Below are 13619 nucleotides of genomic sequence, written 5' to 3'. Positions count from 1 at the left end.
ACAACAGACCTCCTTTCCCCTCACATGGTGAGGAGTTGCTTATATATTAATTGAACTGCTAACTTATCGCCGCGTCGATTATAGTAAGGAGTTGTTTCTTCTCAAAACCATTTTGCTGTGACGCACTGCTGGGACAAGCGGCAACACAGGCCCCGCAGCCCTGGCAGAGCACTTCACGTACCACAGCCACATTTTTGTTTTCGTCTATTACCCGGGCATCATAGGGGCAGATACTTACGCACAGGCCGCAGCCCTTACACCATTTTTCATTAACCGTGGCCACAATACCCAGGCTTTCCAGGCGATCCTTAGACAGCAGTGTTACCGCCCTGATGGCCGCAGCGTTGGCCTGGGCCAGTGATTCGCTAATCAGCTTGGGCGAATGGGCCAACCCACAGAGATATAAGCCGTCGGCGGCAAAGTCCACCGGGCGCAGCTTCATATGGGCTTCATTGTAAAAACCATCGGCGTTGAGGGGCAGCTTGTACAGGCGGGATAATTTTTCACCGTCTTTCCTGGGCACAATGCCGGTGGACAGCACCAACAGGTCAGCATCCAGCACCAGCTGCCGTTCCAGTACCGGGTCAGTAATTTTAACTTCAATTTTATCTCCTTTGGCATTAACCACCGGTTTGTCCTCCGGTGTATAACGAATAAATATTACACCCTGTTCCCTGGCCTGCCGGTAATATTTTTCTTTCATGCCGTAGGTGCGAATATCCCGGTACAATACGAAAACCCTGGCCCCGGGGTTTTTCTTTTTAATCTGCAGGGCATTTTTAATTGCCTGGGTGCAGCATATGCGGCTGCAGTAGGGGCGTCCTTCCTGGCGTGAACCAACGCATTGAATCATCACTACATTGTTCACGCCCTCCAACCGGCCGCCGGCCAGGCGCTCCTCCAGTTCCCTCTGGGTAAGTACACCGTCATGTTCACCGTAAAGATATTCGGTTGGTTTTGCTTCTTCCGCCCCGCTGGCAACAATTACCACGCCATGTTCCAGCACTTTCAACTGCGAGTCAATTTCCACCGTGGTTTTATAGTTGCCCAGGTAACCGGAAACCGCTGTAATTTCAGCCCCGGTTAAAACTTCCACCAGCGGGTGTTCATTTACCCGGCTGCTTAAATCGGCAATTAACTTTTGCGGATCGGAACCATCAATGGTGTATTTGACGTGACGGGCATTCCCACCCAGCTGGGGTTCCTTTTCTACCAGGTATACGCCAAAACCCTGGCCGGCCAAATTCAACGCTGCGGTCATACCTGACAATCCCCCGCCAATTACCAACACCCTGCGGTTAATTTCAAAGAACGAGGTGTGCACCGGCTTAGCCAGTTTTACCTTTTCCACCGCCATGCGCACCAAATCCTTGGCCTTTTCGGTGGCCGCCCGGGGATTATCCTGGTGCACCCAGCTGGCATGTTCACGAATGTTGGCCTGTTCGTACAAGTAGGGGTTTAATCCCGCTTCGCGAATGCTGGCCATAAACAGCGGAGCGTGGGTACGCGGTGTACAAGAAGCCACCACCACCCGGTTCAAGTCATGTTCTTTAATTCTCTCCTTTATGCGTTCAACATTGTCCTGGGAGCAGGTAAACAGAAATTCTTCGGCGTGAACAACACCGGGAAGGGTTTTTACATATTCCACCACTTCGGGAACTTTAACCACCGATCCGATGTTTATACCACAGTTACAGATAAAGGCACCAATCCTCGGTTCCGCACCTGAAATATCCTTTTCCGGCGGGTACTCTTTAACCTGGGCCAGCGTTCCCCTGGATTCTGCCAGGACACGCCCGGCCTGTGCCGCAGCACAGCTGGCATCCCCCACCGTTTCCGGAATATCCTTCGGTGCCACAAAGGCTCCCCCGGCAAAAATACCGGGTTTTGTGGTGGCACTGGGATTAAATTCATCACACTTGCAAAAACCGTTACTATCCAGTTCTACACCCACCGCCTCGGCCAGCTGTTTGGCCGTGCTGCTGGGTTTCAAACCCACAGATAAAACCAGCATGTCAAATTCTTCTTCTCTGTACTCACCTTCCGGGGTGAGATAACGTATCAGCAGGTTTTTGCTCTGCTGCAGTTCCTTTACTGAAGAAATCATGCTTCTTACATATTTAACACCGTACTGCAGCCGGGCCCGGTCGTAATACTTCTCAAAATCCTTACCGTACGCCCGGATATCCATGTAGAAAATAGTGGCCTCCAGGCCTTCAACGTGTTCCTTGGCAATAATGGCCTCTTTAGTGGCATACATACAGCAGACAGCAGAACAGTAATTTTTACCTCTATGTATATCCCGGGAACCGACGCACTGAATAAAGGCAATTTTTTTCGGTTCAACGTGATCAGAGGGGCGCACCACGTGGCCTTGGAAAGGACCGGAGGCAGCCAGCATCCGTTCAAATTGAACACTGGTGATTACATTATCGTAAATACCCCAGCCATATTCCCCGTAAGGAGCGGGGTCAATGGGTTCAAAACCCGGCGACAAAATTATTGAACCAACTTCCAGCACCAGCTCTTCGTCTTTCATCTGGTGGTTTATAGCGCCGGCCTCACAAACTTTTAAACATTTACCACAGGCTTTAGGATTTTTTAATCGCAAACATTTGTCCCTATCAATGGCATAGGCATTGGGAGTAGCTTGGGCATACATTTTATAAATGGCCTTGCGCTTACCCAGCCCGCCGTCAAATTCACTGGGCACCTTGACGGGACATTCTTCGGCGCACCGGCCGCAGGCTATACATTTCTCCTCATCCACGTAACGGGCCTTTTTTAACACCCGGGCTTTAAAGTTACCCGGTTCCCCTTCTACTCCCAGCACTTCAGCATTGGTGATAATCTCAACGTTCAAGTGCCTGCCCACGTCAACCAGCTTGGGTGACATGGTGCACATTGCGCAGTCGTTGGTGGGAAATGTTTTGTCCAGCATGGCCATGATGCCGCCAATGGCCGGTTTTTGTTCCAGCAGGTATACTTTAAAACCTGCTTCCGCCAAATCCAACGCTGACTGCATACCCGATATACCACCGCCAACCACCATCACTGCTCCGGTTAGTAAATTATTTTTACTCATAATAATTACCAGACCTCCAGTCTCCGTTTTTGGTCCGGATGTCCCAAATTTTATTGATGATAACAGCTAACTAACTACCATTTAACCCGTTTCAGTTAAAGATCTCACCAGGGGCATGGGGTCAACCATATGTTTCTTAAACCACCTGTTGGTATCAGGCAGGCCAAAGGCCAATCCCATTAATTCAGTAAAGTAAAATACCGGAATATCAATACCGCCCCGGCGGCGCGTTTCCAAATTTGTTTGGCACAGCGGGCAGGTGGTGACAATGGCCTGGGCCCCCGCTTCCACCGCCGCATCCAATATCCGTCCGGTCATACTGTAAACAATATCTGCCTTGGTAATTGACAAACTGGCACCGCAGCAATCGGTTTTGTAGGACCAGGTTAAAGGTTCCGCACCCAAAGCCTTCATTAGCTTATCCATGCTCTGCGGATTTTCAGGGTCTTCAAAGGCCACCGCCTCCGGGGGGCGGGAGGTTAAGCACCCGTAATAACAAACCACCTTTAAGCCTGTCAATTTTCTTTCTACCCGTTTGGTAATGGCGGTCAGCCCCACATCCTTTGTAAAGGCCTCCAAAGCTGATTTGGTCTGCACTTCTCCTGTAAAACGGCATCCTAACAGGCTTTCAACCTGTTTTCTAAGTTCATCATTGGTTTTAATGGCATGTTCCGCCGTCTTCAGGCGATTGTAACAGGCCGAACAGGGCACCACCGGATCAAGCCTCTGTTCTTCAGCAATGACAAGGTTTTGTGCCGGTAAAGCCAGGGCTAATTTATGAGAAGTGGCGTGAGCCGATGTAGAACCACAGCATACCCAATCGGGTAGTTCCACCAATTCCACATCTAAAGCCTTACTAACAGCCCGGATGGAATAATCAAACTCCTGGCCGGTGGACTCCAGCGAACATCCGGGGTAATAGGCAAATTTCAACTGTACTACCCCCTTTCTTCAATGGATGCAGAGTTAAAGTTTTGTCCGCATCTGCTGAAACCGGTTCCTTTTACCCGGTCAAAAATCTTTTTCACCTGATCTTTATTCTTAGTCCGGCTGGGGAACAGCGGAAGTTTGCCCTTTTTAAATAAATCTATACCCATTTTCATATCCTCAAACAGATTGCCGCTCTTCAATTTATAGCGAACCAGCATCGTTGGTTCATGTACCCTGCCGCCGGATTTCACCGAGTTTAAGAACGCCTGGTGGAACAGCGGTACATTTTTCACACCGGCCGGCACTCCTTCTTCCAGCGCCATTTCTCTCAATGTATCGGTAACTGCAGAAACCGAAATGCCGTTGGGACACCGGGCACCACAAGTTTCGCAGTTCACGCAGAGCCAAATGGCGGTACTCTTCAACAGTTCATCCTTTAAACCAAATTGAATCATCCTAATAATTTGGTTGGGACGAAAATCGGTATACGAAGCCACCTGGCAGCCTACAGAACACTTCTGACAGTGATAGCACAAATCCACCGGTTGACAGCTTCTTTCTTTAACTTCTTTAATGAAATTAAAATCCAGCTGTTCCGGCCCATGGTTTGTGATAATATTCACTAACTCACCCCTCCTTTGCTGCTGTATTATTGTTAAAATACTTATCTTTATGAAAATTTTATCACATAATTATTGGTTTTTGTACCCTAAAATTCTGCTTTTTTTAAATTTAGCAAAATTCATTTTCACTATAGCAGAATAACACCATTTATATTAAATTAAAAAATTTAACCAAGCACCGCGTTTCACATCATACTTATTTTATTTTTCGCTGCCATTATTTCAGAACACCATCATTTACCCCGGCCATTGTGTCGTTTTTCACAATTATATGTCTAATTTTGTCTAATATAGGGGCATAAAAAAATAACGCGATACCCCGCGTCATTTTACTGGTTCTGTTCTTCTCTTACATATACTTTGTACTCCGTACCGTTGATATTTTTACTGCTGCTGCCTACGGTAATGAAAACATTTTGGTAAGCCTTTTCAATCTTTACCGGGCTGCCGCCGGTTTTAATTACTGTTTTAACCCCCATTTCCGACCCGGCCTCATTAATTTTCACAGCACCTTTGCAGCTGATAATGCCCCCTCTGAAAACGGCATCTATGGTTACATTTCCTTTGGCGTTAATATTGGTATTAATACAGCCTTTACCGGCAATATAAACACTGCCTTCCGCTTCAATATTTGAATTTATGGCGTAAGAAACGGTAACATTGCCCTTTTCTTCATTATCCTGTGCTTCCAAGAAATCCATCACCGCCGATACCCGCTGCTGCAGCTGCTGCAGTTCTTCAATGCTTTTAATTTTCAGCCAGCCCAGTCTCCTAAATTTCAATTCCAATTCTGTAATTAAATTTCTGACCTCGGATGAAACCACAACCTTTTTATTCTTTAACAGGTGTACAAGTTCATTTATTGTTTTGGGCAGATGGGAAAATTTTTTATTTATCAATCCCACTATTAACTGCCCCAGGCAAACTTCCTTATTTAACTGCCTGCACCTTTCCTGCAGCAGGACCACCAATTCAACCAGCTGAATCAATGATTTGTTAATTGATTGAAATTTGATTTTAAGATTTTCCAAATATTGAGACATGCCCCCGGCATTAACAAAGGAGCTGATAACATTTTTACTCACTATCACATCGCCCAGGGCAACAATTTTGGCCCCGTAAACCGATCCGCCAATTTTTACATCACCGGCAGCAAAAACCGACATCCCTTCGGCCACATCTTTATTCACCACTAGATCGCCGTTAAATTCTAAATTGCCGGTACTTAAGGTAACCTCTTCCACCTGGTACACAGGAATAACCTTAAATATCCAGGTGTTTTTGTTCCTTTGTACCAGCGGTAAACCCCGCCCGGTGGAAACAACGCTGAAACCGTTTTGCTGCAGTAAGGTTCCCTCTCCGGCCTGCAGTTCCATTCTTTTATAGTCGGGAGGTTCTATGGGACGGCCATCCACCCCGGTCCCCGGTTCACCGGGTTTTCCCGGTATTTTTACCGCCAGCACCTGCCCAATATCCACCGACGTGAGGCGTTTTTGTCTAAAATCCACCCTGCCGTCAGGCAGTATTTCCGGCTGATTGTTATTCTCTGTATCAATCAATAGGTTTACCGATTCATCAACCCCCGGCTTAAAAGGGGTGCCCTCTGCCACCAGTGTCTTTGTTTCTGATGGTTTTTTTAGCAATGAAGATATTTTTTCCCGGCTTATTCCATAAACTACCCCGTTTTCTTTCAGTGCCTGTACGATTGCTTCCGTGGTAAAGGGGTATTCCGCTTTTAATTGGGGTAAAACTTTTACCGTTACACCATTGGGGGTATATTCAACCTCTATCTGCGGTGCAATAACAACGGCAGGGGTCAGCGTAACGTAGGCTGACAACCTGTCCTTTGAAATTTCCACTGTTATTTTGCCCTGGTCACCCTTGACGGCGGCAAGCTCAACATTATCTTCCCCGCTGATGGAAACCGGCTCGCGCACTTGTTTTCCGTTAACTGTGACCGCTATATCAGAGTGAGGAACCAACTGTACATGTTGATTCAAATCCCCCGGCAGTATTACTTTGCCCTTTTCATTTAAGGTTATTTTATTGGTTCCCATGACCATCATCATACCCCTTTATATGTATTAAAAACATGCTACCAAACTTTGTTACCTTGTTCAAGCCATACACTATATACAGAGTAAAAAATAACCTTACTAGATATTCGTTAAGGTCAGTACAATAATGTATAGGACATTACTCCTAATAAAATAAGACTTTTGTCCTAAATAATCATGTAAAAATTAAACCCGTTATATCACTTTTAACAGCAGTATAACGGGCTGACCATTATTTTCATTAATCACTTTTTTGCACCAGGGGCACCAGTTTAATTTCACCCTGGACAACCATTTTATCATCTTTAATAGCTAAAACACCCTTTACACCGGGAACTGTTACGGCCAACTGCACCGCTTTTTTTAAATCATCACTGTTTTTTACCATATTGGCAGCTGCGGTGGCCACCGCATCGGCAAGGATGGCTGATGATGACAGCACCACCACTGCGTCCGCACTGCCAAAGCTGAGGGAGTGTCCCACAGTACCGGATGAAGTGCAAATTCCCAGCGGTGTTTGTTCCGGCTGTATTTCCAAGGCCATTCGATTGCTGAAGGGCGATTGGGCTGCAAATATGCCTATGTATCTTCTTTTAGCGGAAAGCAAAAATATGTCGCCGCCGTTCTCAATTATTACCTCGCTGGACAGCTGTGACAGCTCCCTTCCTACATACTGGGCAAAGGTTCCGGCCACCGCTGCCATGGGCCCCACCCCGGCCAACCTAGCCGCCTCTGCCATTTCCCTGGCCATTGGCGGTGCCCCGGGTTTTAATTTGTGGGGGGTTAAGGTTTTAGCAAATTCAGGATCCCGCTGGATGTATTTTTCCAGCTGCCGGCGGTATTTTTCAATCATTTTTTTAATTTCATCCACCAGACCCGGGTTAAAGCACCGGCGGGTCACCGCTATATCCAGATCGGTTTCTTTCACCGCCACTTGAAAGTGTTTTAAATCCCGCTGGCGGTGCAGCCGGCGGTAGGTTCTATCAATGTACTGCAAGTTAGAAACAAACCTCCATCGCTTTCATCGGACATACTTTAACACACATTTGACATACGATACATTTGTCACCGTCAAAGTTTACCTGCATGGAAGGCCGCTGCAGATACAGTGCCCCGGTGGGACAGGAATCGGTGCAGCAGCCGCAGCTGGTACACCGCTCTTTATGGTAATTTATTTGTTCAGCCAGCCGCTGTACGGTAATTTTTTGCTCCTTTAAAAAATTAATTCCTTCTTCATAGCGCTCACCGGTCAATTCTAAAACTAAGGTTCCCTCTTTATCGGGGTTAATATGGGCTTTTATTATATTAACTACCAGGTCGAAATCTTTAACCAGGTGGTAAATAATTGGTTTATCAGAGGTTTCCGGTGAGAAACGTAAAATAATTTTTTTCGAAGGCATACTAATCTCCCCTTACATTTTATTCTACCCTGGAAAACGGCATCCTGCTAAGCCCGGCAGCATTTGCACACCGCTCACTGGTTTCGTTTCGCAGGCCGAACTACCACTCAGCCGCCCGGCTCCGGCAGGACCCCGGCATATTCGCCTTCCCTGGCTCAGATGCCGGTAACGCACTTCCTGTGCGTTACCCTGCCTCCGCCTGCCGTCTTCGCTAAGTCCGGCAGCTGCTCACTCAAAAATGCTTACTCCTGCAAATGGCTGCCGGGGCTTTTTATCCTCTGATGGTGCCGCAAAGCGGCATGATGGTCTGCCCCGGAAAACGGCATCCTGCTGAGCCCGGCAGCATTACTTTTTCTGTTTTTCTTCATCAAGGGCTTTGGGTATGATGCTGTCCTCAGCCGAAGGCAGCAGCTGCACCGGCCGACTTATTTCAAACTTACCTGCCTTTATCCATTCCTTTAGCTCATTGGCAATCTCCACTGCCATGGGGTAACTGGACATTGGGGCCGTTTTAACCTTCTTCCCGTTAACGGTAATTTCACCGCTCTTTAAATCTGCATAACTGGCATAACCCAGAATGTCTCCTTTGCGGTTGGGGTATGCATCACTGTAATCTACAATGGGCGCGTATAGTTCTCTGTCGGAACGGGAGGCCCAGCGCATAACTTCTTCATTTAATATGGGTATGGGTATACCAATACCCACTGCTAATGAACAGCCATATCCCAGCATGCTGGTTCCTCTAAGATAACGGGGATTCATCTGCTTCATGTCACCTATTACCGCCAGCGTGCCGCCGCTGGGATGCAGATCAACTCCCGCTGCATTCATCACCGCAGGAAAATGCTGGGTGCCCGGCCAAGCCACGTACCCTATGCCCCCACCCAGAAAAATACGGGTACCTATGCCAATGGTTAAAAAGTGCGGGTCCTTCAGCAGCGGGCTGAGCTGGCCGGAGGTGCTGTAATGGGCGCTGCCCAGTTTCGGCTGCAGCATGCCCATGTAGGTGTAAATGGTTTTTTCACTGCAGTTTACCGCACAGTTATAATTTTGATAAGCATTACGGGGGTTAAACAAAAAGGCCTCATTTATGTCATCCAAGCTGATATCCATCTCCAGCTCCCGGCGGGGATAGCAATGGGTGCCGTAGGAGAAGGCCTTTAAATGAACTTTTTTCCCGGCCACCAGGTCCTCTATCACATGGCCGCCGCCGTAGCGAAATTCCCCGGGAAAGTGTTTATTTAACGGGTCATCCTCGGCGGGTTCGGTGGCACCAATGTAAGCATCCACAGCAGCTATACCGGCATATGCGGGAACTTTGTTCAGCCACACTTTGCTCATTCTTATCCGCGGGCTGGCATGGCCGAAGTTTAAAAAGGCGCCGGAGGAACACATGGGGCCAAAGGTCCCGGTGGTAACCACATCCACTTCCTTGGCCGCCTGGGCAACACCTTTTTCCTCCACCAGAGAAACAACTTCTTCGGCAGTTAAAACCACTGCCTGCCCGCTTTTAATTTTTTCATTAATTTCCGCATAGGTTCTTTCAATGCCCATCAAACATACCTCCCATAAATTAAATAACAAACTTTTGCCGGTTGCTCGGGGGCATGTTAGATTTTATATATAAAAAAACCCCTTCTTAACAGAAGAGGTTTAGCAAATCCACTTTGCCCCCTTATCTGTCAAGAGAATAATCTCTTGCAGGAATTAGCACCGGACCGCCAGTACAGCTGGCGCGGTTGCCGGGTTTCATTGGGCCTGTTCCCTCCACCACTCTTGATAAGAGATGCGCTAACTGTTTATTCAATTAGTAGGAATATTTTAACACTCTAATAAAGTGTTGTCAAATGTTATTTAGTTGGAGATAATAATACCTGGGTTAGATTTCAACACTGAAAATAAACTTAGCAAAGGATGTATTAACCGATGGGAAAAAACAAAAGCAACATTCTCCGCTGGGTATTAAGTGAGGCTGTAAAAGCTGTGGCAGATTACAAGATGATCGAAAACGGCGATAAAATCGCCATCGGCCTTTCCGGGGGTAAAGACAGCACCACATTGTTATACGTTTTAGCTTATTATCAAAAATATTATCCCTACGATTTTGAAATCCAACCCATTCACGTAACCATGGGTTTTGAAGATATGGATATCACTCCGTTAAAGGATTTCTGCACTTCCCTGGGGCTGCCCTTATACATTCAACCGGGGGAAATAGGCCGCATCGTCTTCGACGCCCGGCAGGAAAAAAACCCCTGCGCCCTTTGCGCTAATCTGCGCCGGGGGGCATTAAACAGCGCTGCAGTGGAATTGGGGTGCAATAAGGTGGCGTTGGCTCACCACCTTGATGATGCCATTGAAACTTTTTTTATGAGCTTTTTCTATAATGCCCAGCTGCGCACTTTTTCACCCCGTACCTACCTGGATAGAACAGGTTTAACAATCATCCGGCCCTTTGTATACATACCGGAAAGGGACATCATCAGGTTGTCTAAAAAGGCCGCTGTACCGGTTATTGACAACCCGTGCCCGGCAAACCGCCGAACCAAGCGTGAAGAAGCCAAGGAACTGGTAACGGAGCTTTCCAAGCGCTACCCCCGGCTGCGGGAAAACTTTATCAATGCTTTAAAAAACTTTGATCAAAGAAATCTCTGGCCCAAAGTTATGCGCTAAATATTTGCATGGGCAATCACGCTTTTGCCGTCCTCTCCATAATATAAATTAAGCCCAGCCACGTAACAACTATACGCTGGATTATTCTTAGGCTGACCTGTAAAGTCAGTCTTTTTTTTGGAGGGATTTGGCCGTGACTGTTAAAGCATTTGAAGTTTCCAACAGGCGGGAGCTGGATATTTTTATCAGGATGCCCGGCGTCATTTATTATGATGATCCCCTGTGGACCCCTCCCTCCCCCCACCAGGTATTAAATAAACTAATGCAAATATCCCCCCAGGATTTGATTCTGCTGGTGGCAGTGGAAAACAACTCCGTGGTGGGTAGGGTGGCGGGAATGATTAACCGCCGGCAGCAGGAAAAAGATACCGCCCTGTTTGGATATTTTGAATGTGTTAATAATGAACAGGCAGCAAAGGAACTTTTTAAGGAGCTGGAGTTGTGGGCAGTAAAAAAAGGATACCGCTGCCTTTCCGGACCGGTGAGCTGCAATACAAATGACAGTATTGGTCTGCTGGTGGAAGGATTTAATCTTCCACCGAAAAACGGTATGCCGTACAACCCATATTATTATTCTCATCTGCTGGAAAAATGCGGTTTTAAAAAGCAGCTGGATTTACTTGCCTATCATTGGACTAACCGCCACCCGGTACCTGAAAAGTTAGCCCGTATAGCTAAAAAAGTGTATCAAACCAAGGGCCTGGTATTAAGACCGATCAACCTGGCCAACATTTACAGGGAAGCACAGTTATTATCGGTAATACATAATGAAACTATGCAGGACAACTGGGGTGCGGAAAGGCTTTCGGTGACCGATGCCGCCCAGTATTTAAGCAATTATCGTTCCTTCGCCGACCCGGAACTGCTGCTGGCGGTGGAAATTAACGGGGAACCGGCGGGAGTCTGCCTTACCCTGCCGGAGCAGCATTCCCAAAGCTGCCGGGTGGCAGTTTTGGCAGTGGTGCCGAAATATCGTAAAAGGGGTGTGGCAGCCCTGCTGATGTACGAAACCATGTTAAGGGTGCAGCGCAGGGGTTACAAAGAAGCAGAATTATCTTTAATTATGGAAAGCAACACTATGATGAACAGAATTTTGCAAAACACTTTTAATTTTAAGGTTTCTAAAAGGTTTCGACTGTACAACAAGCAGCTGGAAGCACAGCAGCTTTGTTCTAACTTATCCTAATCCTGTATCCTGCTGGGCCCGGCAGCATTTGCGCTGCCGGGGTTTTTATTGGCTGATGGTGCCGTATTGGCATCACTCTTTATGCTTCGTTTTTTTTCTGCGGTAAATAATTACCGCCGTACCGGTGACAATCAAAAACAAACTGACAAGCTGCGCCACTCTAAAGGGCCCCAGCATTAAGCTGTCTGTACGCATGGCTTCGATAAAATACCGGCCAAGGGAATATAATACCAGGTACAGCAGGGCAATTTCCCCTTCAAAGCGCTTCTTTTTCCAGTACAGGAACAGAAAAACAAAGACACTGAAATCCCACAACGATTCATAGAGAAAGGTGGGGTGATAATAACGGCCATCTATAAACATTTGGTTTTTTATAAATTCCGGAAATTTAGATATAAACTGCAGGCTTACCGGCCCCCCGTGGGCTTCCTGGTTTATAAAATTACCCCACCGGCCTATGGCCTGTCCGATTATCACACTGGGGGCACATATATCGGCAATCTGCCACACCGGCAGTTTGTGTTTTCGCACATAAAAGTACCCGGCTAAAATTCCTCCAATTAGTCCCCCGTGAATTGCCAAACCGCCGTGCCAAACCGCCAGGGTTTCCCAGGGATTGTCGGCATAGCGCTGCCATTCAAAAATAACATAATATAACCTTGCACCCACAATGGCCGCAGGAATGATTAAAGTAATCATGTTGATTATGTGCTCGGGGTGGATATTTGTTTGTTCAGCTCGACGATAGGCCAGGTACATCCCCACCAAAAAAGCAGAAGCCATAATTATGCCATACCAGTGCACTTTTATCGGGCCAATGGTAAAAGCAATGGGGTCAATCAAATTCCTCATCTCCTAACAAATTTTATCTTTAAAGCAGGAATTAAGTATTATTATATCGAAAAGGAATTAAGTTTGACAAATTTGTTGTGATTTACTAGATTATAACACAGGAATACTTTGAATCCGATTAGGCTATGCTTAAAAAATACAGAAGCTGCAGCAATCTTAGGAGGAGGAATATTTTTGAGTAACGTAACCGTGCTTAAACATCCTGTTGTTGATAATTGTTTAAGATACCTGCGGGATAAGGATGCAGACATTGTTCAATTTCGCCGGTCATTAAAACACCTGGGACTTTTTTTAGCCATGGAAGCCACTGCTGATCTGCCCACCAGGCAGTACCAGGTAGAAACACCTTTAAATATAACCGCTGACGTAGCAGAAGCTGCCGATGATACCGTATTATTAATACCAATTTTAAGGGCCGGATTGGGCTTTGTGGAAAGTTTCTTGGAAGTTATTCCCCGGGCTAAGGTTGCCCACATCGGCATGGCCAGAGATCATGAAACTTTGGAAGCCAAGGTATACCTCAGCACCCTGCCGAAAAATGTTGATGTTTACCAAAGAGTTTATGTTATGGATCCCATGCTGGCCACCGGCAACAGTTGTGTAAAAACCCTGGACATACTGGTTGAAGGGGGCATTAAGCCGGAAAGCATTGTTGTAGCCTGTGCTTTTGCCGCCCCGGAAGGGATTAATCAAGTTCACAGCCGCTACCCGCAGGTTAAAATTATAGCTGCCACCGTTGATAAGAAGTTAAATGAAGTGGGTTACATAATTCCCGGTTGCGGTGATGCGGGAGATAGGTTATACTTACTGTAG

11 protein-coding genes and 1 riboswitch are annotated in these 13619 nt (G+C 46.8%); of the genes, 3 read left to right on the top strand and 8 right to left on the bottom strand.

Annotated elements, in window-relative coordinates; translation table 11 throughout:
- Positions 1 to 58: 58 nt before the first annotated feature.
- The 7 genes from JOC37_RS08860 to JOC37_RS08830 all read right to left on the bottom strand — a co-directional run bounded on the left by JOC37_RS08860 (position 59) and on the right by JOC37_RS08830 (position 9649).
- Entirely contained in the window at positions 59 to 3085 is a 3027-nt protein-coding gene (locus tag JOC37_RS08860) for a CoB--CoM heterodisulfide reductase iron-sulfur subunit A family protein (RefSeq protein ID WP_204618125.1), read from the bottom strand.
- A gap of 81 nt (positions 3086 to 3166) precedes the next feature.
- Entirely contained in the window at positions 3167 to 4018 is an 852-nt protein-coding gene (locus tag JOC37_RS08855) for a CoB--CoM heterodisulfide reductase iron-sulfur subunit B family protein (protein WP_204618123.1), read from the bottom strand.
- 5 nt (positions 4019 to 4023) lie between these two features.
- Positions 4024 to 4638 (bottom strand): 4Fe-4S dicluster domain-containing protein, encoded by a 615-nt coding sequence (locus JOC37_RS08850; RefSeq protein ID WP_204618121.1) that lies wholly within the window; start codon positions 4636 to 4638, stop codon positions 4024 to 4026.
- Positions 4639 to 4967: 329 nt separating this feature from the next.
- A complete protein-coding gene (locus JOC37_RS08845; protein WP_204618119.1) occupies positions 4968 to 6701 on the bottom strand; it encodes a FapA family protein in 1734 nt (577 codons plus the stop codon).
- A gap of 235 nt (positions 6702 to 6936) precedes the next feature.
- The gene (locus tag JOC37_RS08840) at positions 6937 to 7692 is read right to left on the bottom strand and encodes a UPF0280 family protein (protein WP_204618118.1); all 756 of its coding nucleotides are present in this window, start codon (positions 7690 to 7692) and stop codon (positions 6937 to 6939) included.
- 1 nt (position 7693) lies between these two features.
- Complete coding sequence (locus tag JOC37_RS08835) at positions 7694 to 8095, bottom strand: NIL domain-containing protein (RefSeq protein ID WP_204618116.1); 402 nt, start codon at positions 8093 to 8095, stop codon at positions 7694 to 7696.
- 345 nt (positions 8096 to 8440) lie between these two features.
- Entirely contained in the window at positions 8441 to 9649 is a 1209-nt protein-coding gene (locus tag JOC37_RS08830) for a homocysteine biosynthesis protein (RefSeq protein ID WP_204618114.1), read from the bottom strand.
- Positions 9650 to 9767: 118 nt separating this feature from the next.
- A riboswitch (SAM riboswitch) is annotated at positions 9768 to 9881 on the bottom strand.
- 140 nt (positions 9882 to 10021) lie between these two features.
- Here JOC37_RS08830 and JOC37_RS08825 point away from each other — a divergent pair.
- Positions 10022 to 10768, top strand: coding sequence for a tRNA 2-thiocytidine biosynthesis TtcA family protein (locus tag JOC37_RS08825; protein ID WP_204618112.1), 747 nt, complete (start codon positions 10022 to 10024; stop codon positions 10766 to 10768).
- A gap of 133 nt (positions 10769 to 10901) precedes the next feature.
- A complete protein-coding gene (locus JOC37_RS13615; RefSeq protein ID WP_204618110.1) occupies positions 10902 to 11954 on the top strand; it encodes a GNAT family N-acetyltransferase in 1053 nt (350 codons plus the stop codon).
- A gap of 72 nt (positions 11955 to 12026) precedes the next feature.
- Here the strand turns inward: JOC37_RS13615 and lgt are convergent, their stop codons facing one another.
- Positions 12027 to 12806, bottom strand: coding sequence for a prolipoprotein diacylglyceryl transferase (gene lgt / locus JOC37_RS08815; RefSeq protein ID WP_204618109.1), 780 nt, complete (start codon positions 12804 to 12806; stop codon positions 12027 to 12029).
- Positions 12807 to 12980: 174 nt separating this feature from the next.
- Here lgt and upp point away from each other — a divergent pair, with 174 nt between their 5' ends.
- Positions 12981 to 13619, top strand: a complete 639-nt coding sequence (gene upp / locus JOC37_RS08810) for a uracil phosphoribosyltransferase (protein WP_204618107.1) — start codon at positions 12981 to 12983, stop codon at positions 13617 to 13619.

The sequence above is a fragment of the Desulforadius tongensis genome (genome assembly GCF_016907915.1).
In the GTDB taxonomy this organism is placed as follows: Bacteria; Bacillota; Desulfotomaculia; order Desulfotomaculales; family Desulfohalotomaculaceae; genus Desulforadius; species Desulforadius tongensis.
Note: the sequence above shows the minus strand (reverse complement) of the source record. Positions and strands in the feature narration are given on the sequence as shown.

Excerpts from the sequence above, each read along its gene's own strand:
- JOC37_RS08830 (WP_204618114.1), bottom strand. The coding sequence starts at position 9,649 with ATGGGCATTGAAAGAACCTATGCGGAAATTAATGAAAAAATTAAAAGC.
- JOC37_RS08825 (WP_204618112.1), top strand. The coding sequence starts at position 10,022 with ATGGGAAAAAACAAAAGCAACATTCTCCGCTGGGTATTAAGTGAGGCT.
- JOC37_RS08845 (WP_204618119.1), bottom strand. The coding sequence starts at position 6,701 with ATGGTCATGGGAACCAATAAAATAACCTTAAATGAAAAGGGCAAAGTA.
- JOC37_RS08860 (WP_204618125.1), bottom strand. The coding sequence starts at position 3,085 with ATGAGTAAAAATAATTTACTAACCGGAGCAGTGATGGTGGTTGGCGGT.
- lgt (WP_204618109.1), bottom strand. The coding sequence starts at position 12,806 with ATGAGGAATTTGATTGACCCCATTGCTTTTACCATTGGCCCGATAAAA.
- JOC37_RS08835 (WP_204618116.1), bottom strand. The coding sequence starts at position 8,095 with ATGCCTTCGAAAAAAATTATTTTACGTTTCTCACCGGAAACCTCTGAT.